This is a genomic window from Streptomyces africanus, assembly GCF_002150735.1.
Classification (GTDB): Bacteria; Actinomycetota; Actinomycetes; order Streptomycetales; family Streptomycetaceae; genus Streptomyces; species Streptomyces africanus.
This window is the reverse complement of sequence record NZ_MUKA01000175.1, coordinates 1-20,116: the sequence shown is the minus strand read 5'-3', so window position 1 is coordinate 20,116 and position 20,116 is coordinate 1. Positions and strand designations below refer to the sequence as shown.

The following is a 20,116-nucleotide window of genomic DNA, read 5'->3' as shown; positions in this document are numbered from 1 at the left end:
GGCAGGGCACGCGCGCGTGCCGTGGAAACCCTCACCCTCGACTCGCCCCGCAACCGCAACGCCCTGTCGGCGGCCCTCGTCGGCGAACTGGCCGACGCGCTCGCGGACGCGGGCCGGGACCCCGGCGTCCGCGCGGTCGTCCTCACCCACACCGGGAACACCTTCAGCGCGGGCGCGGACCTCAAGGACCCGCCGCCCCCCGAGGCGCTGGTCGCCCTCCTCCGCCGGATCATCGAGGTGCCCAAGCCGGTCGTCGCCCGGGTCACCGGCCACGTCCGCGCGGGCGGCCTCGGCGTGCTGGCCGCCTGCGACATCGCGGCCGCAGCCACCGGGGCCACCTTCGCCTTCACGGAGGTCCGCATCGGCGTCGCCCCCGCGGTCATCTCCCTGCCGCTGCTGCCGCGCACGGACCCGCGCGCCCTGTCCCGCTACTACCTCACCGGCGAACGCTTCGACGCGGCGGAGGCGACCGCGACCGGCCTGCTCACCACCCACGCCGACGACGTCGACGAGGCTCTGGCCCCCATCCTCGACGGCCTGCGCAGATCTGCCCCGGGCGCCCTGGCCGAGACGAAACGGCTGCTCACGGCTAGGGTGCTGGAAGCCTTCGACCGGGACGCGGCGGGCCTGACCGCGCTCTCGGCCCGGCTGTTCTCCTCCCCGCAGGCCCGCGAGGGGATGACGGCCTTCCTCGAACGACGGGATCCGGCATGGGTGGTGTGAGGACATGGGCGGTGTGAGCACGGTCGATCGTGCGGAGCGAGTCCCCAAGCAGGACCGCAGCCGGGCCACCCGGCAGCGGCTCCTGGAAGCCGCCGTGTCCTGCCTCGCCGAGCACGGCTGGGCCGGATCCACCGTCTCCGTCGTCGCCGAACGCGCCGGTGTCTCCCGCGGGGCCGCCCAGCACCACTTCCCGACCCGTGAGGACCTCTTCACGGCGGCCGTCGAGTACGTCGCCGAGGAACGCTCCACGGCCCTGCGCGCCCTGTTCCCCGAGGGCGCGGCCGGAGACCGGCACGCGGTCGTCGCGGCCCTGGTCGACCTCTACACGGGACCGCTGTTCCGCGCGGCCCTCCACCTCTGGGTGGCCGCCTCCAACGAGGACCAGCTCCGCGCCCGCGTCACCGAGCTCGAGTCCCGCGTGGGCCGTGAGACCCACCGCATAGCCGTCGACCTGCTGTCCGCCGACGAGTCCGTCCCCGGTGTCCGCGAGACCGTCCAGGGCCTGCTCGACATGGCCCGCGGCCTGGGCCTCGCCAACCTCCTCACGGACGACGCGGCCCGCCGGAACCGGGTGGTCGAGCAGTGGGCGGGGCTGCTGGACGAGGCCCTCGGCGGCTGTTAGGGACTGAGCCGCTCCACGCGCCAGCTCCCGTCGGCCCGCTCCACGTACCGCAACCGGTCGTGCAGCCGGTTCTCGCGGCCCTGCCAGAACTCCACCGTCTGCGGGGCCACCCGGAAGCCGCCCCAGTGCGGGGGCACGGGCACCTGCTCGCCCTCGGGGTAGCGGGCGGCCAGTTCGGCGTACGCGCCGTCGATGTCGGCGCGGGTGGCGATCACCGAGGACTGGGCGCTGGCCCACGCCCCGAGCTGCGATCCGTGCGGCCGCGTCCGGAAGTACGCCGCCGTCTCGTCCCGCCCGGTACGCCGCGCGACCCCGGTGACGATGACCTGCCGGGCCATCGGGTGCCAGGGGAACAGCAGCGAGACGTACGGGTTCTCGGCCAGGTCACGGGCCTTGCGGGAGTCGTAGTTCGTGTAGAAGACGAAGCCCTGTTCGTCGAAGTGCTTCAGCAGCACCGTGCGGGAGCTGGGGCGGCCCTCGGCGTCGGCCGTCGAGACGATCATGGCGTTCGGCTCGAACAGCCCGCCGTCCGTCGCGGCCTGTTTGAACCAGCGCGCGAACTGCTCGACGGGGGTGGCGGCCAGCTCGTTCTCGGAGAGGCCCTCGGCCCGGTACTGCTTGCGCATCGAGGCCAGGTCGAAGGGGACGGCGTCGCGGTCGGTCACCCGGTCATCTTGCCGTATGGACGGTGTCCTTCGTCACTGCGTGGCACTGAGTGCCGTGAACCCTCCCCAAGGGTGGCACTCGGGGATATCGTTTCCGTGCCGTTCCGGTTGGGTGACCGCCAGCCGCACGGGGCATCACAGGGGGAGACCGGCCAGGACCGCGAGTCGCCGCACACGACCGTGGATCCTCCGGACGGCCGCCCGCTTCGCAAGCCGATTGACACATGGTTCGTTCGTCCCACCCCACATCACACCATCTGTCACTTCCATCACGAGGAGCCGCCTGATGTCCGACTTCGTACCCGGGCTCGAGGGAATCGTCGCGTTCGAGACGGAGATCGCCGAGCCGGACAAGGAGGGCGGCGCCCTGCGTTATCGGGGCGTCGACATCGAGGACCTCGTCGGCCACGTCTCCTTCGGCAACGTCTGGGGCCTGCTCGTCGACGGCGCCTTCAACCCCGGCCTGCCGCCCGCCGAGCCGTTCCCCATCCCCGTCCACTCCGGCGACATCCGCGTCGACGTCCAGTCGGCCCTGGCCATGCTCGCGCCCGTCTGGGGCCTCAAACCCCTCCTGGACATCGACGCCGAGCAGGCCCGCGCGGACCTGGCCCGGGCGGCCGTCATGGCCCTGTCCTACGTCGCCCAGTCGGCCCGTGGCCAGGGCCTGCCGATGGTCCCCCAGCGCGAGATCGACAAGGCCCACTCCGTCGTCGAGCGCTTCATGATCCGCTGGCGGGGCGAGCCGGACCCCAAGCACGTGGCGGCGGTGGACGCGTACTGGACGAGCGCCGCGGAACACGGCATGAACGCGTCCACGTTCACGGCGAGGGTCATCGCGTCGACCGGCGCGGACGTGGCGGCGGCCCTGTCGGGAGCGGTCGGCGCGATGTCGGGTCCCCTCCACGGCGGCGCCCCCTCCCGCGTCCTCGGCATGATCGAGGAGATCGAGCGCACGGGAGACGCCGAGGGCTACGTCAAGAACGCGCTCGACAAGGGCGAACGCCTCATGGGCTTCGGCCACCGCGTCTACCGCGCCGAGGACCCGAGGGCGAGGGTCCTGCGTCGCACGGCCCGCGAGCTGGGCGCTCCCCGCTTCGAGGTCGCCGAGGCCCTGGAGAAGGCGGCCCTGGCGGAACTCCACGCCCGCCGCCCCGACCGGGTCCTGGCCACCAACGTCGAGTTCTGGGCGGCCATCGTCCTGGACTTCGCCGAGGTCCCGGCCCACATGTTCACGTCCATGTTCACCTGCGCCCGCACGGCCGGCTGGTCCGCCCACATCCTCGAACAGAAGCGCACGGGCCGCCTGGTCCGCCCCTCGGCCCGCTACACGGGCCCGGGCTCCCGCGACCCCCGCGAGATCGAGGGCTACGAGGACATCGCCCACTGACCCGCCCCCCACACGGCCTCACCCGGCTCCGGGTGAGGCCGTCCGCGGGTCTCACCCCGTGAGCCGGTCCAGCTCCTCCCCGATCGCCTCCCGCAACGGGGCATGCCGCGCCCCGAGCGCATAGCGCTCCTCGCTCCACCTCTCCCGCGGATAGAGCCACACGGGCAGCCGCACGAGATCCTCGGGCTCCCAGTCGTATCGCGGCCACACATGCGCGTGCAGGAACCCGTCGGCGTTCCCGAGGATCTCCAGGTTGACCCGCCGAAACCCCGACTCCGCCCGCCGGCAGGCCCGCTCGACGGCTTCCCCCAGCCGCTCCATGTCCCGCAGAAACGCCAGCCGCCTGCTCCGCGGCAGCTCCGACAGCCGCTCCACCGAGGGATCATCGGTCAGCAGCACCGAGTAACCGGGCAGGAACTGCACATCGCCGATCACCGCGAACCCGGCGTCCAGCCTCCGCATCACGGCCGGATTCTCACCCCGCAGAGCGCTGCCGATCCGGTCGTCGCGCCACTCGCCCACCACGATCGCCCCCGAAAACGCAGACGACCCGCGAGCCTGGTCCTCCGGAGGAGGGCCGGCCGGACGTACCGGCGGCTCGCGGGTCGGGTGACTGCTGGAGATTGGGCCGGCTGCGCGCTTCGCTCACGCGCTGGTCCGGCACCGCACTGTGTGTGGTGTCGGGCCGCTAGCCCGCAGCCACCTCACGCGTCCGGTATTCATACATCTGCCGAACCACCTCCTCTCTCGTGTACCTGGAACCCTAGGAAACGGTCCGGCCTCGGATCAACCGATTTTCCGAGAGGTTGACCCGGGCACTCACGAGGCCCGGATCGTCTCCAGCAGATTCGCCGTCAACGGCCCCTGATCGCCCCGGCGCCACCCCACCGCCACGCAGGTCCTGGCCTCGTCCGGCACCACAGCGCGGAACGCCACCCCCCGGAGGCGGATCCGGCGCATCCCGGCCGGGGCCAGGGAGACGCCGAGGCCCGTTTCGACGAGGGCGCAGACCGTCTGCCATTCCACGGCCTCCTGGACGACCCGGGGCGTGAAGCCGGCGGTGGCGCACAGGCTGGTGATGCGGTCGTGGAGGCCGGGACCCGCCTCGCGGGGGAGGAGGACGAAGGGGGAGTCCGCAAGGTCGGCCAGGGCGATCGTGCGGTGGGCCGCGAGGGGATGGGCGGACGGGAGCACGGCCACGAAGGGTTCGGTGAGGACCGTGCGGAAGGCGAGATCGGGGTCGTCGCCCGGGGGTTCGCGCAGGAGGCCGACGTCGATCGTCCCGTCGCGCAGGGCGGCGAGCTGCGGTGCCGTGGTCATCTCGCGGATGTCGAGCTCGACCTGCGGAAAGCGCTCCCGGTGGGTCCGGAGCAGGCCGGGCAGCACGGTGAGGGCCAGGGACGCGGCGAATCCGATGCGCAGGTGCCCGGTGCGGCCGCTGCCGGCGGCACGGGCGGCGGCGAGGCCCTCCGTGAGGCCGGTGAGGGCCCGCCGGGCGGCGGGCAGCAGTTCCCGTCCGGCGGCGGAGAGGGCGACGCGCCCCGGGGACCGGGTGAACAGGGCGTGGCCGACCTTGTCCTCGAGGCGGCGGATCTGCTGGCTCAGCGGCGGCTGGGCGATGCCGAGGCGGTCCGCCGCGCGGCCGAAGTGCAGTTCCTCGGCGAGGACGACGAAGGCGTGCAGCTGCGGGAGGGGGAGCAGTTCCGGGCGCCGTTCCATATCCCCAGGGATATCAGAATGCCCCTCATCTCGTATTGGACGTATGAACGATCTCCCGCCTAGCTTCGGCACATGACGCAGCGACGACAGGCGATTCTCAGCGGTTCGGTGTTCGAGGAGCGGATCGGCTACGCCCGGGCCGTGGTGGACGGGGACTGGGTGCACGTGTCGGGGACGACCGGGTTCGACTACGCGGACATGACGATCTCCGACGATGTCGGGGAGCAGGCCGAGCAGTGTCTGCGGAACATAGGGGCCGCGCTGGAGAAGGCGGGGTGCTCGTTCGCGGACGTCGTGCGGGTGCGGTACCTGCTGCCGCGGCGGGAGGACTTCGAACCGTGCTGGCCGGTGCTGCGCAAGCGCTTCGGTGAGGTGCGGCCGGCCGCGACGATGCTGGTCTGCGGGCTGGCGGACCCCCGGATGAAGATCGAGATCGAGGTGTACGCACGTCGCGGGAGTGGTACTGGGGGTGTGGCGTTGATCGACTGAGTCCGCGGCAGGGCTCCGGGGCGTTGACGTGGGCATTGCCGCCGTACAACGATTCCTTCAATGTTGTGGGAACTCGGTGTGCGCTGGGTCACGTTCGAGTTGAATGATTGCAAGTAGCGAACCGACGTGCCGTACGTGCGGACGCAGCCTGCAGGGGGTCCAGGTGAGTGCTTCCCGGCGTAGTGGGACCACCGACGAGCTGGGGCCGGACGAGCCCGAGCCCGAGCGGGACGGCTCGGACGGCTCGGACCTGCTCGCCGCGCTGCTGGACGGCATGGACGCGGCGCTGTGCGCCTTCGACGCCGACGGGGTCGTGACGCACTGGAACCGCGAGGCCGAGCGGATCCTGGGCTGGAGCGCGGACGAGGCCGTGGGGCGGCGGGGCCTGGCCGGATGGGCCGTGCGCAGCGCGGACGCCGAGGAGGTCGAGGGGCGGCTGATGTCCGCCATGCACGCCCCGGGGCGCCAGGTCCACGAGTTCGCGCTGCTGACGAAGGACGGCGGGCGGGTGCTCGTGCGGACGCAGTCGGCGGCCGTGCGGGGCCCGGACGGAAAGCCCGCGGGTGTGTACTGCGCCTTCAGCGAGGTGCACACGCAGATCGATCTGGAGCGGTCGATCGCCCTCAGCGAGGCGCTGTTCGAGGACGCGAGCTGGGGCGTCGTGCTCGTGGATGTCGACCTGCGGCCCGCCGTGGTGAACGCGCACGCGGCCCGGGCGCTGGGCATGGGGCGTACGTCCGTGCTCGGACGGCCGCTCGGGGAGCTGCTCACGCAGGGCGTGGAGGAGCTGGAAAGCGCGCTTCAGCATGTGCTGGCCCAGGGCGCGCCGCCCGCGCCCGCCGAGGTGTGGGTGACGGTGCGCACGCCCGAGGGGGAGCGGCGCAGGTGCTGGCGCAGCGGTTTCCTGCGGCTGGCCTCGCCGCTCGCGGAGGAGCCGGTCCCGCTGGGCGTCGGCTGGCTGTTCCAGGACGTGACGGAGGCCAAGCAGAGCGAGCAGGAGGCGTCGCTGCTGCGGTTCCGTACGCAGCAGCTGCACCGGGCCTCGCGGGCCGCCGCCGAGTGCGAGGACCCGGCGGAGGCCGCGACGATCCACCTGGACTTCGCCCTGGCCGGTTTCGCCGACCACGGGCTGATCGACCGGGTGTCCGGCGGTGCGCTCACGGACGCGGAGACCGAGGGGCCGGTACGGCTGGTGCGGGTCGCCGAGACACCCTCCGGCGCGCCGGGGCCGAGCAAGCTCGCCGACCGCGCGGGCCTGCCCGTGCGGTACGCCGAGGGGCATCCGGCCCTGCAGTGCGTGGAGCGCGTCGGCGCGCTGCGGGCGAGCGCGGGCACCATTCCGCCCGAGCAGGCCCGGGAGTGGGCCCTGGCCCGCCAGTGGCCGCCGGACGCCGTGCACGCCCTGTGCGCGGTGCTGCGCAGCCGGGGGCGGACGCTCGGCGTCGTGACGTTCCTGCGGGGCGCGGGGCGCAGCGCCTTCGAGCGGTCCGACGCGATGTACGCGGAGGACGTGGCGGTCCGGATCGCCGCGGCGCTGGATCTCGCGGGGCTGTCGGACGAGGAGTGAGCGGCTGTCAGTGCCGGTAGAAGATCCGGTCCCGGTACTGCTCCATCACCCGCGCGTTCCACTCATGTCCCCCGTCGACGTTCCCGGAGCGCAGCAGCGGCGGCTCCACGCCCCGGTCGGCGAGGGTGGCGGCCGTCGTCGCCATGACGGCCTGGAGGAGCGCCGAGGTGACGACCGTGGAGGCGGGGGCGAAGGGGGCGGGCACCGTGTCGAGGGTGAGCTCCGCGTCGCCGACCGCGATCTTCGAGTCGAGGACGAGATCGCAGTGGTCCTTGAGGTACGTCCCCGACGCGTGCCGCGACGTCGTCTCCGTGGCGTACGCCACCGACGTCACGCCGATGACCTTCGCGCCCAGGGCGCGCGCGTGCAGGGCCATCTCCACAGGAAGGGCGTTGCGCCCCGAGAGGGAGATGATCAGCAGGGCGTCGCCCGCGCGGAGCGGGGAGCTGTCCAGGACGGCGCTCGCGAGGCCGTCGACGCGTTCCAGGGCGGAGCCGAGGGGCGCGGGCATGACGTCGACGCCGACGACACCCGGCACGGCGAGCAGGTTCATCAGGGCGAGACCGCCGGCGCGGTAGACGAGGTCCTGCGCGGCGAGGGAGGAGTGCCCGGCGCCGAAGGCGAAGAGGCGGCCGCCGTTCTCGACGGTGTCGGCGAGGAGCGTCCCGGCCGCCGCGATGCTGTCGGCCTCCTCGTCGCGGACCCGCCGCAGCAGGCCGATCGCGGCGTCGAGGAACTGGCCGGCCGGCGCGCGGTCGCTCATACGGGGTCCCTTCGGGCTGGGCTGAGGCCGAGTGTCGCGCATCACGGTGCGGTCTGGACCAGTGCGGTGTCAATACGGCCGTGAAAGGCCCGGCGGAGCCCTGAAAACCCCGGCAGGGGCGGTACGAGCGCTCGGTGCCGTTGTGAAAAGCTCCGTCGTACCCCGTTGCGGGCCCGGATAACCTTCGCTTTCCCTCCCGCGGCACGGTTGTCGGTGGTATCCGGCAGAATTGAGTGCAGGGCCAGCGCACACGCCGGTGAGCCGTCCAGCCTCCGGCAGATCTCATTCGAGGGGCACGTATGTCCGGACTGATCGACACCACGGAGATGTATCTCCGCACCATCCTCGAGCTGGAGGAAGAGGGTGTGGTCCCCATGCGCGCCCGTATCGCCGAGCGGCTGGACCAGAGCGGGCCGACGGTCAGCCAGACCGTGGCGCGGATGGAGCGCGACGGCCTGGTGTCCGTCGCGACCGACCGGCACCTGGAGCTCACCGACGAGGGCCGCCGTCTCGCCACGCGCGTGATGCGCAAGCACCGCCTCGCCGAGTGTCTGCTCGTCGACGTGATCGGCCTGGAGTGGGAGCAGGTCCACGCCGAGGCGTGCCGCTGGGAGCATGTGATGAGCGAAGCCGTGGAGCGCCGCGTCCTGGAGCTGCTGCGGCACCCGACGGAGTCGCCGTACGGCAACCCGATCCCCGGGCTGGAGGAGCTCGGCGAGAAGGACGGCGCCGACCCGTTCCTGGACGAGGGCATGGTGTCGCTGGCCAGCCTCGACCCGGGCCCCGAGGGCAAGACGGTCGTGGTGCGCCGGATCGGCGAGCCGATCCAGACGGACGCGCAGCTGATGTACACGCTGCGGCGCGCGGGCGTGCAGCCCGGCTCGGTGGTGAGTGTGACGGAGTCGGCGGGCGGTGTGCTGGTCGGCAGCGGTGGCGAGGCGGCCGAGCTGGAGTCGGACATCGCCTCCCACGTGTTCGTCGCCAAGCCCTGAACCCGGCCCGGACCGCGGCTGCGGACCCGGTCCGGACCAGGTCCCGGGGTCGTCGCCAACTCCCGTTGAGCGTGGGGTGGTTGTGGCGTTGGCGTGATCCCGTCGATTCCGGGATTCAGTCCGTCGAATGGCAGCGCTCGCTCGCTTCCCGTGCGACGCTGTCGCGTGAGGCATATGACCTGAGGGCTCTTGGCCGCGGCTCGACAGCGATGTCGCCCGGCCGGGGAGGGGGCGCAAGGATGTGCCGTGGAGAAGCGGAGGGCCCCGGCGCCGTGTGGCGCCGGGGCCTGTCCTCCCCTGTGCTGACCCGGAGCCCCGAGCTCTCAGGGTCATTCCCCGCGGACCGGTTTCCCCGAGCGGTCCGCCCCCCGCTGAAGATCTCCCCTCGGTCGAGGGGATCAATCCTTGAGGATGGTCACTCGAACGAGGGGTGTTGCCCGCGAGAACGGTCTCCTCGAATGGCCATTCGATAATCTGCGGGTGACGAACCGACCGGAGCGTGCGCTACAGGTAAGGGCGCTCCGACAGGAACCACGAGGAACCACGAGGAACGGCGACAGGCACAGCAGGCAGAACACGGTTCACAGGACCGACCGGCCGGAGACGGCCACGGTCCGCGCGAAGCTTGGGGGGTGCCAGGACATGGCGCGACGCATCGACGTGACCGGGACGGGCGGCGTACGCCTGGCGGCCTGGGAGTTCGGCGACCCGCCCAAGACCGATCCGGCCGGATCCGGTCCGGCCGGGTCCGATCCGGCGCGGGACGTGCCGGACGGCTCCCCGGGCGTGCTGTTACTGCACGGCCTCATGGGCCGCGCCTCGCACTGGGCGTCCACCGCCCGCTGGCTCTCCGGCCGGTACCGGGCCGTCGCCCTCGACCAGCGCGGCCACGGCCGCAGCGACAAGCCCCCGCAGGGCTCCTTCACGCGTGACGCCTACGTCGACGACGCCGAGGCCGCTCTCGAACAGCTCGGCCTCGCCCCGGTCGTCCTCATCGGCCACGCCATGGGCGCGCTGACCGCCTGGCAGCTCGCCGCCAAGCGCCCCGATCTGGTCCGTGGCCTGATCATCTGCGACATGAGGGCCTCCGCGCTCGGTGCCGCCTCGCAGCGCGAGTGGGACCAGTGGTTCAAGTCCTGGCCGCTGCCGTTCGCCACGCTCGCCGACGTCCGCAAGTGGTTCGGCGAGGACGACCCCTGGGTGGAGCGGCCCAATCCGGCCCGTGGTGAGTTCTACGCCGAGGTGATGGCCGAGTCCCCGGACGGCTGGCGCCCGGTGTTCGACCCGGAGCAGATGCTCCGCTCCCGCGAGACATGGGTGTACGACGCGCACTGGGAGGAGCTGGCCCAGGTCCGCTGCCACGCCCTGGTGGTGCGCGGCCTCGACGGCGAGCTGGGCCGGGCCGAGGCCCAGGAGATGGTCCGCGTCCTGCCCCGCGGCCAGTACGCGGAGGTCGCCGACGCCGGCCACCTGGTCCACTACGACCAGCCGGAGGCCTGGCGAGCGGCGATCGAACCCTTCCTGGACGCCCTCAGCACCGACTGACGCCTGCGCTCATCCCTTGCTGACCGCCGTCAGGATCTCCGGCAGCCGCCGGGCCGTCCGCGGCGCGGCGAGCCGCAGCCCCGCCGCCGTGAGCGCCGCCGCGTACCCCGCGCCCACCGGCAGCAGCAGCCACGCCCAGTCGTCGCCGCCGGCGCTCACGTTCAGCCAGATCGTGAGCGCGATGACGGGCGCGCACAGCAGGGCGGCGGCGACCATCCCGCCGAAGATGGAGATCCAGGCGAGCCCGGCCTGCCCGGGGGCGACGTTCTTGTAGCCCTCCTGCGGGATGGAGTAGGGGAAGCGGGCCGATGTCCACGCCCCGGTCGCGAGCATCGCGCCGAGCAGCGCGAACGACAGCCCCAGCGCCTCGGGCAGCCGCCGCCAGTCGCCGAGCATGGCGCTCGTCACCACGGTGACGAGCGTGGCGTACGGCAGGGTGATCAGCAGCAGGGCCAGGGCGCGGGCGCGCAGCTCGACGTAGGCGTCGCGGGTCGACGAGATCGTCATCGCGACCATCCAGAACGCCGAGGTGTCCTGCCCGAACTGGTTGTACATCTGGATGCCGAGCATCCCGGCGGCGAAGCAGGCGAAGTACACGGAGCCGGTGCCCTGCCAGGCGTTGAACACCGGCACGATCAGCCCGATGGCCAGCGACGTCACCCAGGCCGCCTTGGTCTTGGGGTCGCGCCACACGTACCGCAGGCTGCGCTCCATGACCGTCCCCGTACGGCCCGCCGGCAGCAGCCGCCCGAGCCCGGTCGACGTCCGCTCGCGGGCGGCCGACTCGGCGGCCGGCAGCGTCGACCCGTCGGGCGAGGTCATCAGCCGGGTCAGATGCCGTGACCACACCGCGAGCAACGCGGCCAGCGCGCCCGCCGTCAACGCCAGTTGCGCGAGGGCGCGACCGTACGCCCCCTCGCCCACCGCGTGCACGGCCCCGATGGCCGACGCGGGCGGCACCCACCGGAGCACGTCCGCCGCCGGGTCGAGCTCGCCCAGCCCGGACGCCCCGAGCCGCTGCGCGCCGAAGTTGACGACCTGCGCCCCGATCGCGATGACGAGCCCGCTCAGCACCGCGAGGTCCCGCCCCTTGCGGCTGGTCAGCAGCCGTACGTTGGCGGCGGCGACGGCCCGCGCGAGCGCCACGCACACCAGCAGCGCCAGCACGACGGCGACCACGCCCACCGCGAACGCCGCCCCGCCCCGGGCCACCGCGACCACGGAACCGACCAGCAGGCACAGCGTGAACAGGGGCCCGATACCGACCAGTGACGCCACGAGCAGGGCCCGCACCAGCGGCCTGGGCCGCAGCGGCAGCATCACCAGCCGGGTCGGATCCAGCGTCTCGTCACCGCCGGGGAAGAACAGCGGCATCACCGCCCAGCCGAGCCCCAGCACCGCCGCCGCCGGCACGACCACCGACTCGGCGTGCGCGTGCCCACGCAGCGCGATCAGGCCGATCAGCTGCAGCGCGGCGAACAGCAGCGCACAGACCGCCGATGCGATGTAGGCGGCCTTCCGCCCGCCGGACTGCCGCAGCCCGTTGCGCAGCAGCGACAGCTTCAGCCGTACGAAGAGCGGGGTGATCGCGGAGTCGCTCACCGGGCCCCGCCGCCCAGCCAGTCGAGATCGGACCCGGCGTCCCGGCTCTGCGCCCCGACGAGCTCCAGGAACGCCCGCTGCAACGAGGGCGCGTCACCCCGCACCTGCGCCAGCGTCCCGTGCGCGCGGATCCGCCCGGCGGCCATGACGGCCACCCAGTCGCACAGCGACTCGACGAGCTCCATGACGTGGGAAGAGAACACGACCGTGGCACCCGAGGCGGTGTACCGCTCCAGGACGCCCCGGATGGTCTGGGCGGAGACGGGATCGACGCCCTCGAACGGCTCGTCCAGGAAGAGCACTTCGGGATTGTGGAGGAGAGCCGTGGCCAGCCCGATCTTCTTGCGCATGCCGGTCGAGTAGTCGACGACGAGCTTGTGCTGCGCCCCCGCCAGATCGAGGACGTCGAGGAGCTGCGTGGCCCGCTTGTCGACCTCGGCACCGGGCAGTCCGCGCAACCGCCCGGTGTACGCCAGCAGTTCCCGCCCCGACAGCCGCTCGAACAGCCGCAGCCCCTCCGGCAGCACCCCGATCCGCGCCTTCACCTCGACGGGGTCCCGCCACACGTCGTGCCCGACCACCTCGACGGTCCCCTGGTCGGGCCTGAGCAGCCCGGTCACCATCGACAGCGTGGTGGTCTTCCCGGCCCCGTTCGGCCCGACGAGCCCGATGAACTTGCCCGCGGGCAACTCCAGATCGACCCCGGCAACAGCGACCTGCTGCCCGAACCGCTTCCAGAGCCCCCGCACACGCACAGCACTGGATCCCACCGCGTCTCCCTCCGTCACCGTGAACCCTACGGTGGGGAAGCGTCCCCCAAGGGGCGCGGGGAACTGCGCGATCAACCACACACAACCCGCAGCCGCCGCACAACAGCGACCAGGCAGATGAACAGGCGCGGCTAACGATCCCGGCCGCACGCATAAGCCAACGGCGAGATCAACTCCTCCGCGTCCGGCAGCCACCGATTCGCAGGCGTGGGCCGGCAGGCCCACTGCACAGCCCCCCGGGACCCGAACCGCGTGGGCGGCGCAGCCACATACGCGCCCTCACCCAGCACCGTCAGATCCAGCGACGACAACGACCACCCCAGCTTCCGCACCAGATCAGGCACCTTCACAGCGGCCCCCGGCAGCACGAAGAACTCCATCCGCCGATCCGGCGTGAGCGTCACCGGCCCCAGCGTCAGCTCCATCCGCTCCATCCGGGCCAGCGCGAGAAACCCGGCGGTCTCCGGCACGGAGATCGCGTCGAACGTCCGCCCCGTCGGCAGCAGGATCGACGCCGTCGGCTGCTTCTGCCACATCCGCCGCGCGACGGTCGCACTGCCCGTCGCCTGCGTCGCCCAGTCCGGGCGCGCCGGGTGCGACCCCGGGGCCGGACACGCCGCGTCACCGCAGGAGCAGCGCTGGGCGCCGTCGACGGCTTCCAGCCAGGTGCCCGGGAACACGTCCCAGTGGCGCTCCTCGGCGTAGCGGACAGCGGTCTCCAGCAGCGATTCCCCGCGCTGCTTCGGGATCTGAGCGGCTTCGGTGCCGGCGATCGTCTCTTCCACGATGAACACAACTCTGGTCGTCACCAGGGGTTACGCCCGCCCGCGTGCGCGGGGAGGAGCATCGCCCCAGGGGCCGGGGCGCATGGGTGCATGTGCGGGGGCGCGCAGGAGGAACCGTGGCCGGGGCTGGGTAGCCACGTCTGGGGCCGGCAACAGCCGTTACCCCGGCAATCCTCACATGCCTCGCATTTTCGCCTGGTCGGCGGGGCATTGATCTTCACGGCCGGATCTTTTCGCCGGGACGCGAGGGACCCCGGCCGCGGAAGACACGTCAACTCGGTGCGTGGGCAGGCACCGCAGCCACAGGGGGTACGCCATGGCCGCAAGGCCGCTCGTCGCCAGGCAGCCGAACGAACGGCTCCAGGCGCTCATCCAGGAAGCCGGATGCTCCAACGCCGGCCTGGCCCGCCGGGTCAACATGTGCGGCGCGGAGCACGGCCTCGACCTGCGCTACGACAAGACATCGGTGGCGCGCTGGCTGCGCGGGCAGCAGCCACGGGGACGGGCCCCGGCGATCATCGCCGAGGCGCTCGGCCGCAAGCTCGGCCGTACGGTCACGATCGACGAGATCGGCATGGCCAACGGAAAGAACCTCGCCTCGGGCGTGGGTCTCCAGTTCTCGCCGACGGTACTGGGGGCCATCGAGCAGGTCTGCGAGCTGTGGCGCAGCGACGTGGGGCGGCGGGACTTCCTGTCCGGCTCCTCCGTCGCCGCGTCCGCGCTGGTCGAGCCCAGCCGTGACTGGCTGATCTCCGCACCCGACGGCCAGGTGGCGCGCTCGGCCGGGCCGCGGGTCGGGCAGTCCGACGTGCAGGCGGTGCGGGCCATGACGCAGGCGCTGGTGGACCTCGACCACCAGTACGGCAGCGGGCATGTCCGGCCGGTCGTCGTGCACTACCTCAACAGCGTCGTCTCGGGGCTGCTGGCGGGGTCGTACCGGGAGGCGGTCGGGCGGGACCTGTTCGCCGCGGTGGCCCGGCTGACCGAACTCGCCGGGTACATGGCCGTGGACACCGGGCAGCCCGGACTGGCCCAGCGCTACTACATCCAGGCGCTCCGGCTCGCCCAGGCGGCCGGGGACCGGACGTACGGGGCGTACGTGCTGGTCACCATGAGCCGCCAGGCCGTCTACCTCGGGCACGGGCGCGAGGCGGTACAGCTCGCACGCGTCGCCCAGCAGGGCGTCGGCACCTCGGCCCCGCCGGTCGTCCAGGCGCTGCTGCACGCCTCCGAGGCACGCGGGCACGGCGTGCTCGGCGAGGTGCGGGCCTGCACGGCCGCACTGGTCCGCGCCGAGCGCGCCCTGGAGACGGCCCGGTCCGGGGACGACGTCCCGTACTGGGCCACGTTCTTCGACGAGGCACAGCTCGCCGACGAGTTCGGGCACTGCCACCGGGACCTCCAGCAGTTCCGCGCCGCCGCCCAGCACGCGGAACGCTCACTCCAGCTCCGCGCCCCGTCCTACGCCCGCAGCCGCCTGTTCTGCCGCGTCGTCCTCGCCACCGCCCGCCTGGGCCTGGGCGAACTCGACCAGGCCTGCCAACTGGCCGCGGAGGCGGCGGGCCAGGCAGCGGAGATGCGCTCGGTCCGGGCGGTGGAGTACGTGAGGGACTTCGAGCGACGACTGGAGCCGTACAAGGACGCGGCGCCGGTGCGGACTTACCGCGACAAAGTAGCGGCCCTTCTTTAGGGGCGCGGGGAACTGCGCGAGCGGCCACGACGAACCCGCACCCGACGAACCACCTAAGCGGCCCGTGGCACCGTCGGCAGCGGATCAGCAACGTGCATCGACCGCCCCGCCCCCAAATCCGCCAAGATCGCCGCGGATGCCCGATGCCCGGAGTGCAGAGCACCCTGGACCGTACTGGTGTCCCGGTGATCCCCACACACATACAGCCCGGCAATCAACCGCACCGGCCGCCGCAGATCATGCGGCGGCCGCATCGCCGGCACGGCCTCCGCCGTGTGGTGCACAGCCAACGTCTCCCACCGCGCCGTCGACACCCCGTACAGCCGCGCCACATGCATCCGCACGGCCGTGTCGACATCCCCCGGCGGCCGTCCCAGCACCGTCGAGGACACCAACGCCCGCCCCGCCGGCGCCCGGGACGGATCGACGCGACTGACCACCGCCGTGTGCGCGACCGGCCCGCCGAGGTCCGCGTCGAGCAACAGCGACGCCCCCGTCGCCGGCGGCTCGTCCGTCGTGTGATGCACCACCGTCACCGGATGGAACTCCGGCACCCGCAGCCCGGGCAGCAGCTCGGCCGCGGCCCTGGCGCCCGTCGCCACCAGCACCGCACGGCAGCGGATCTCACCGTGCTCGGCGGTGGTCACCGAGGTCGTGGACACGGAGGTGACGCGCACGCCGGTGTGCACCGTGCCCGGCGGCAGCGCGCTCGCGAGCAGCTCCGGCAGGGCCTCGGCGCCGCCCTCCGGCAGACACAGCCGGCCGCGCGCGAAGGCCCGCAGCGCGAGGTCCGCGCACCGGCTGGACGTCGTCAGGTCCGGGTCGTACAGGAGGGCGGCGAGCAGCGGACGCAGGAAGCCGTCGATCGTCCGGGCCGGCAGCCCGCGAGCCGCCAGGGCCTCACCGGCGGGCAGCTCCGGGCGGGTCAGCAGCCGTTCGGCCGGTGTGCCCGCCAGCCGGGTCAGGGCGGCCCCCAGACGGGCCTGGTCGACGGCCGTGCCCAGCGGCGCACCGGACCGGCTCCGGGGCACCGAGACCTGCCGGCCCGGCACCGCCACCGGCCTCCTGGGCGGCCTGGGCGCGGACGGCGACCGGGGAGCGCTCGCCAGCGCGCGCACAGCGTGCAGTGCGCCCCGTGCGCCCCCAGTGCCCGCCTGGACGCCCGCGCGATGGTGGCGTCCGTCGCCGTGCAGCAGGACCCCGGGCGCGAAGGGGCGCAGCGCGAGGGCGTCGAGGCCGGGTGTCAGCCGTAGTTCCGGGTATGCCGTGGACAGCAACTGGCCGATTCTGTCGAGCCGGAAGCCGTCGACCTTCTCCGTCGCCATGCGGCCGCCGACCCCGTGGGCGGCCTCCAGGACCATGGTCGTCACTCCTGCGCTGGTCAGCCGGTGCGCGGCCGAGAGTCCGGCGACCCCGGCCCCCACGACGACCACGTCCGCCTGGTAAGCGGGCTCAAGCACGTGCCCCTCCTCGAGGTTGCGCGGGCGCTGGAGACGTCATGCCCTCAACAGGCCCCAGGGATACGCGAGTTCTGGTCGAGGGTAGGGCCGTGATCGGTCAGGGGGAGTCGCGCATCGACAGGGCACGGTCGCACAGCGGTCGCATACGCATTCCTTGTGGGCATGAAGTGGTCACAGGGGGCTGAAGTGCGGCGCGAGGGGCTGTCTCGGAATGGTCGGTCGGCGGTCGGCCGGCGCTCTCGGGGTGCGTCACAACGCCGCCCGGATCGCCCCCTCGATCTCCGGGAAGGCGAACCGGAACCCCGACTCCAGCAGGCGCGTCGGCAGGACCCGGGCGCTGCCGAGCACATCCCCGGCCATCTCGCCCAGCACGGTCCGCAGGACGGGCGCGGGCACCGCGAACAGCGTCGGGCGGTGCAGCACGCGCCCCATCGCCGCCGTGATCTCACGGTTCGTCAGCGGGTTCGGGGCGGTCAGGTTGAACGGCCCGGACATGCCGTCGGTGTCGATCAGATGCCGGATCGCGGCGACCTCGTCGTGCAGCGCGATGAACGACCAGTACTGCCGCCCGTCGCCCATCCGCCCGCCGAGACCGGCCTGGAACAGCGGGAACAGCCGCCCCCACGCACCGCCCTCGCGGGAGACGACCAGCCCGGTCCGGGTGAACACCGTGCGGACACCGGCCTCCTGGGCGGGGGCTGCCGCGGCCTCCCACTCCACGCACAGCCCGGGCAGGAAGCCCTCGCCCGCCGGCGCGCTCTCGTCGACGGACCGGTCCCCGGTCTCGCCGTAGTAGCCCATGGCGCTGCCGTTCACGAAGACGCGCGGCCGGTCCTTCTCGTCCAGCGAGGCGACGGCCCGGGCGAGGGCCGCCGTGCCGTTCACCCTGCTGTCGCGGATCCGCTGCTTGTAGGCGTCCGTCCAGCGGCGGTCGCCGACCCCCGCACCGGCCAGGTTCACCACCGCGTCGCACCCGGCGAGCCCGGCCGCGTCCACACGCCCGCCCTCGGGGTCCCAGCGGACCTCGTCCGCGACCCCGGGGGCATGGCGTACGAGGCGCACCACCTCGTGCCCGTCCGCGGTCAGGGACCGCACCAGGGCGCCGCCGATGAGCCCGGACGCACCGGCCACTGCGATTCGTGAGCGTTCCATGGCCCCCATCCTGCCTGCCGGCGGCCATAAATCCGGCGTACGGCCACAAGCCGTCACCGTAGGGTGACGCCATGCCCGAGTCCCGCGAACCTCGCATCCGCGTGGCCGCGCCCGATGACGACGAGGGGCTGGCCCTGCTGGACCGCCTCACCTGGTCGCATCTGCACGCGGTGGTGCCCCGGCCGCAGCCGCCGTACCCGCCGTTCTTCAGCGACCGGCACGCCCCCGAGGACTGCCTGGTCGCCGAACTCGGTGACCGCTTGGCGGGATACCTCCATCTCGGCTTCCCGACGCCGGTCGAAGCGAACCGGCACGTCCTGCAGATCCAGGGCCTCGCCGTCGCGGCGGAAGCACGCGGCCGGGGTGTCGGGCGGGCACTGGTCCGGGCCGCCGTCGCCGAGGGCCGCCGGCGTGGCGCCCGCCGCCTCACCCTGCGCGTCCTCGGCCACAACGCCCCGGCCCGCAGGCTCTACGAGGCCGAGGGATTCGTGGTGGAGGGGGTCCTGCCCGAGGAGTTCCGGCTCGACGGGCAGTACGTGGACGACGTCCTGATGGGACGTTTCCTCTAGGCCGGTGTCAGGACGCCTACGACGCGGCCAGCTCGCCCGTGTCCACCGGTGCCGTCGCGTCCGTCGCGCGCTCGGCGTCGGAGGAGACCTCGGCCGCCGTCAGGACGTAGCCCGTCTCGGCGTCGGAGGTGGAGCGGGCGAAGACCACGCCGAAGACCCGGCCGTCCGTGGTGAGCAGGGGCCCGCCGGAGTTGCCGGGGCGGACCGTGGAGCGGATCGAGTAGATCTCGCGGGTGACCGTGTCGTCGTTGTAGATGTTCTGGCCCGTCGCCCGGACCCGGTTCGCGACCGTCGCCGCCTGGAGGTTCAGGTCGCCGTCCTGCGGATAGCCCGCGACCACCGCCGAGTCGCCGCGCTCGGCGTTGTCGTCGAACCGCAGCACGGGCGCCTTCAGGCCCGGCACGTACAGCACGGCCACGTCCTTCTGCGGGTCGAAGAGCACCACCCGCGCCTCGTACGTCCGCCCGACCCCGCCGATCTGCACGGTCGGCTCGTCGATGCCCGCCACCACGTGGGCGTTGGTCATCACGTGCTCCCGCGCGTACACGAACCCGCTGCCCTCGCGGCCCTGGGTGCCCGCGACGCCCTCGACCTTGACCGTGCTCAGCTTGGCCGCGTTCGTGGCGGCCGCCGTGACACTGTCACCGGAGGGCGCGGCCACCTCGGCCGTCGACTCGTTCTCGAACGGGTTGAAGACCTGCGGGAAGCCCGCCTCGGTCAGCGCCGACGTGGCCCGCGAGAACCAGGCCGGGGTGGTGTCCGGCATCGTCTCCTGCACCGCGCCGAGCAGCCGCGAGTCCCGGATCGCCGAGGTGACCAGCGGCGACGAGGACGCGCCCAGGACGCTCGCGGCCACCCACGCCACGATCAGGACCGCGACCGAGTTGGCCACCGCCCCGCCGATCCCGTCCGCCACTCTCAGCGGTCCCCGGTCCAGCTCCCGCCGCAGCCTGAGCGCGAGGCGCCCCGCCAGCTCGTGGCCCACCACAGCCGGGAGCAGCACCGTGAACACCGCCGTCACCGTCGCGCGCGTCGTACCCGGCGGCACCAGGTCCATCATCCACGGCAGGATCCAGACGCCGACGACCGCACCGCCCACGAAGCCCGCCAGCGACACACAGCCGGCCACCAGCCCGCGCCGGTAGCCGGACGCCGCATAGGCCAGGACGACCAGCAACAGCAGGATGTCGAGCAGGTCCACGCACGCCTTCTTTCTCTCGGAACCCCCTAGTACGTGGGGGGAGGGCCCGTTTGATCAGTCACACGCGCGTGGATGATCAGAACCGGCCACGTGCGCGTGCACTCGGAAAAACGTCGCGGACCGTGACGATGGTTCCACCGGGTGGCACATCACACATCGCGGACGGACCGGATCAGGCCGACAGTGGGTCCATGCGTGTCTTGCGAAGACGGCGCGGTACGCGCAGGCGCCGCGTCGCCGGGACACCCGGCATAGCCGGTATGCCGCGCGCGGCCCGGGTGCTGCTCGGCTGCCTGCCGGGACTCGCCGCCGTCGTGGCGCTGGTGCTGTGCTCCTACGGCGTCGAGAACGCCGCCGAGACCGGCGCCCGCCCGGCCGGGCACCGCCCCGCCGCCACCCCGTCCTACACCGCCTC

The 20,116-nt window shown here is 72.9% G+C and carries 19 protein-coding genes and 1 pseudogene; 10 read left to right on the top strand and 10 right to left on the bottom strand.

Annotation, left to right across the window (positions count from 1 at the left end; genetic code table 11):
• Together CCL05_RS21490 and CCL05_RS21485 are read left to right on the top strand one after the other, a co-directional pair.
• Window positions 1–723, top strand: a 723-nt coding sequence (locus CCL05_RS21490) for an enoyl-CoA hydratase family protein (protein ID WP_086562115.1), incomplete at its 5' end; no start/stop codon positions are given.
• Window positions 724–727: 4 nt separating this feature from the next.
• Window positions 728–1,345: a TetR/AcrR family transcriptional regulator gene (locus tag CCL05_RS21485; RefSeq protein WP_208641587.1), complete on the top strand. Its 618-nt coding sequence runs from the start codon at window positions 728–730 to the stop codon at window positions 1,343–1,345.
• Here CCL05_RS21485 and pdxH read toward each other — a convergent pair.
• Window positions 1,342–2,010, bottom strand: coding sequence for a pyridoxamine 5'-phosphate oxidase (gene pdxH / locus CCL05_RS21480; protein WP_010035799.1), 669 nt, complete (start codon window positions 2,008–2,010; stop codon window positions 1,342–1,344). The two genes, CCL05_RS21485 and pdxH, sit on opposite strands and share 4 nt — an antisense overlap.
• A 286-nt stretch (window positions 2,011–2,296) precedes the next feature.
• Between pdxH and CCL05_RS21475 the strand changes: the two genes are divergently transcribed.
• Entirely contained in the window at window positions 2,297–3,397 is a 1,101-nt protein-coding gene (locus tag CCL05_RS21475; protein ID WP_020276334.1) for a citrate synthase 2, read from the top strand.
• 51 nt (window positions 3,398–3,448) lie between these two features.
• Here CCL05_RS21475 and CCL05_RS21470 read toward each other — a convergent pair whose 3' ends face one another.
• Both CCL05_RS21470 and CCL05_RS21465 read right to left on the bottom strand, forming a co-directional pair.
• Window positions 3,449–3,922 (bottom strand): HIT family protein, encoded by a 474-nt coding sequence (locus CCL05_RS21470; RefSeq protein WP_086562113.1) that lies wholly within the window; start codon window positions 3,920–3,922, stop codon window positions 3,449–3,451.
• 294 nt (window positions 3,923–4,216) lie between these two features.
• Window positions 4,217–5,116 carry a LysR family transcriptional regulator gene (locus CCL05_RS21465; protein ID WP_086562112.1) on the bottom strand — a complete coding sequence of 300 codons (900 nt, stop codon included), beginning with the start codon at window positions 5,114–5,116 and terminating at the stop codon, window positions 4,217–4,219.
• Between the two features lie 72 nt (window positions 5,117–5,188).
• Here CCL05_RS21465 and CCL05_RS21460 point away from each other — a divergent pair, with 72 nt between their 5' ends.
• Window positions 5,189–5,605 (top strand): RidA family protein, encoded by a 417-nt coding sequence (locus CCL05_RS21460; protein ID WP_086562111.1) that lies wholly within the window; start codon window positions 5,189–5,191, stop codon window positions 5,603–5,605.
• 163 nt (window positions 5,606–5,768) lie between these two features.
• Window positions 5,769–7,172, top strand: a complete 1,404-nt coding sequence (locus CCL05_RS21455) for a PAS domain-containing protein (RefSeq protein ID WP_244204347.1) — start codon at window positions 5,769–5,771, stop codon at window positions 7,170–7,172.
• A 7-nt stretch (window positions 7,173–7,179) separates the two neighbouring features.
• On the opposite strand, the gene CCL05_RS21450 is transcribed toward CCL05_RS21455, so the two are convergent.
• A complete protein-coding gene (locus tag CCL05_RS21450; RefSeq protein ID WP_086562109.1) occupies window positions 7,180–7,935 on the bottom strand; it encodes an SIS domain-containing protein in 756 nt (251 codons plus the stop codon).
• Window positions 7,936–8,234: 299 nt separating this feature from the next.
• On the opposite strand from CCL05_RS21450, the gene CCL05_RS21445 reads away from it, so the two are divergent.
• Window positions 8,235–8,927, top strand: coding sequence for an iron-dependent transcriptional repressor DtxR (locus tag CCL05_RS21445; protein ID WP_086562108.1), 693 nt, complete (start codon window positions 8,235–8,237; stop codon window positions 8,925–8,927).
• A gap of 642 nt (window positions 8,928–9,569) precedes the next feature.
• Window positions 9,570–10,472, top strand: a complete 903-nt coding sequence (locus CCL05_RS21440; protein ID WP_086562107.1) for an alpha/beta fold hydrolase — start codon at window positions 9,570–9,572, stop codon at window positions 10,470–10,472.
• A gap of 9 nt (window positions 10,473–10,481) precedes the next feature.
• On the opposite strand, the gene CCL05_RS21435 is transcribed toward CCL05_RS21440, so the two are convergent.
• The 3 genes from CCL05_RS21435 to CCL05_RS21425 form a co-directional block, all read right to left on the bottom strand.
• Window positions 10,482–12,074, bottom strand: coding sequence for a transporter (locus CCL05_RS21435; RefSeq protein ID WP_107400493.1), 1,593 nt, complete (start codon window positions 12,072–12,074; stop codon window positions 10,482–10,484).
• Entirely contained in the window at window positions 12,071–12,862 is a 792-nt protein-coding gene (locus CCL05_RS21430; RefSeq protein WP_086562105.1) for an ABC transporter ATP-binding protein, read from the bottom strand. Before CCL05_RS21430 ends, CCL05_RS21435 begins: the two co-directional genes overlap by 4 nt.
• Window positions 12,863–12,975: 113 nt before the next feature.
• On the bottom strand, window positions 12,976–13,638 hold the full coding sequence (locus tag CCL05_RS21425) for a bifunctional DNA primase/polymerase (RefSeq protein ID WP_086562104.1): 663 nt from the start codon (window positions 13,636–13,638) through the stop codon (window positions 12,976–12,978).
• 307 nt (window positions 13,639–13,945) lie between these two features.
• Here CCL05_RS21425 and CCL05_RS21420 point away from each other — a divergent pair, with 307 nt between their 5' ends.
• A complete protein-coding gene (locus tag CCL05_RS21420) occupies window positions 13,946–15,319 on the top strand; it encodes an NsdA family TPR-like regulatory protein (protein WP_086562103.1) in 1,374 nt (457 codons plus the stop codon).
• Window positions 15,320–15,372: 53 nt separating this feature from the next.
• Here CCL05_RS21420 and CCL05_RS21415 read toward each other — a convergent pair whose 3' ends face one another.
• On the bottom strand, window positions 15,373–16,779 hold the full coding sequence (locus CCL05_RS21415) for an NAD(P)/FAD-dependent oxidoreductase (protein ID WP_086562102.1): 1,407 nt from the start codon (window positions 16,777–16,779) through the stop codon (window positions 15,373–15,375).
• A 249-nt stretch (window positions 16,780–17,028) separates the two neighbouring features.
• The gene (locus CCL05_RS21410; RefSeq protein ID WP_086562101.1) at window positions 17,029–17,931 is read right to left on the bottom strand and encodes a TIGR01777 family oxidoreductase; all 903 of its coding nucleotides are present in this window, start codon (window positions 17,929–17,931) and stop codon (window positions 17,029–17,031) included.
• A gap of 71 nt (window positions 17,932–18,002) precedes the next feature.
• Between CCL05_RS21410 and CCL05_RS21405 the strand changes: the two genes are divergently transcribed.
• Complete coding sequence (locus CCL05_RS21405; RefSeq protein ID WP_086562100.1) at window positions 18,003–18,500, top strand: GNAT family N-acetyltransferase; 498 nt, start codon at window positions 18,003–18,005, stop codon at window positions 18,498–18,500.
• Between the two features lie 16 nt (window positions 18,501–18,516).
• On the opposite strand, the gene CCL05_RS21400 is transcribed toward CCL05_RS21405, so the two are convergent.
• Window positions 18,517–19,701 carry a MarP family serine protease gene (locus CCL05_RS21400; RefSeq protein ID WP_086562099.1) on the bottom strand — a complete coding sequence of 395 codons (1,185 nt, stop codon included), beginning with the start codon at window positions 19,699–19,701 and terminating at the stop codon, window positions 18,517–18,519.
• A gap of 191 nt (window positions 19,702–19,892) precedes the next feature.
• Here CCL05_RS21400 and CCL05_RS21395 point away from each other — a divergent pair.
• Window positions 19,893–20,116: pseudogene (locus CCL05_RS21395) on the top strand (N-acetylmuramoyl-L-alanine amidase); the annotation flags it as partial.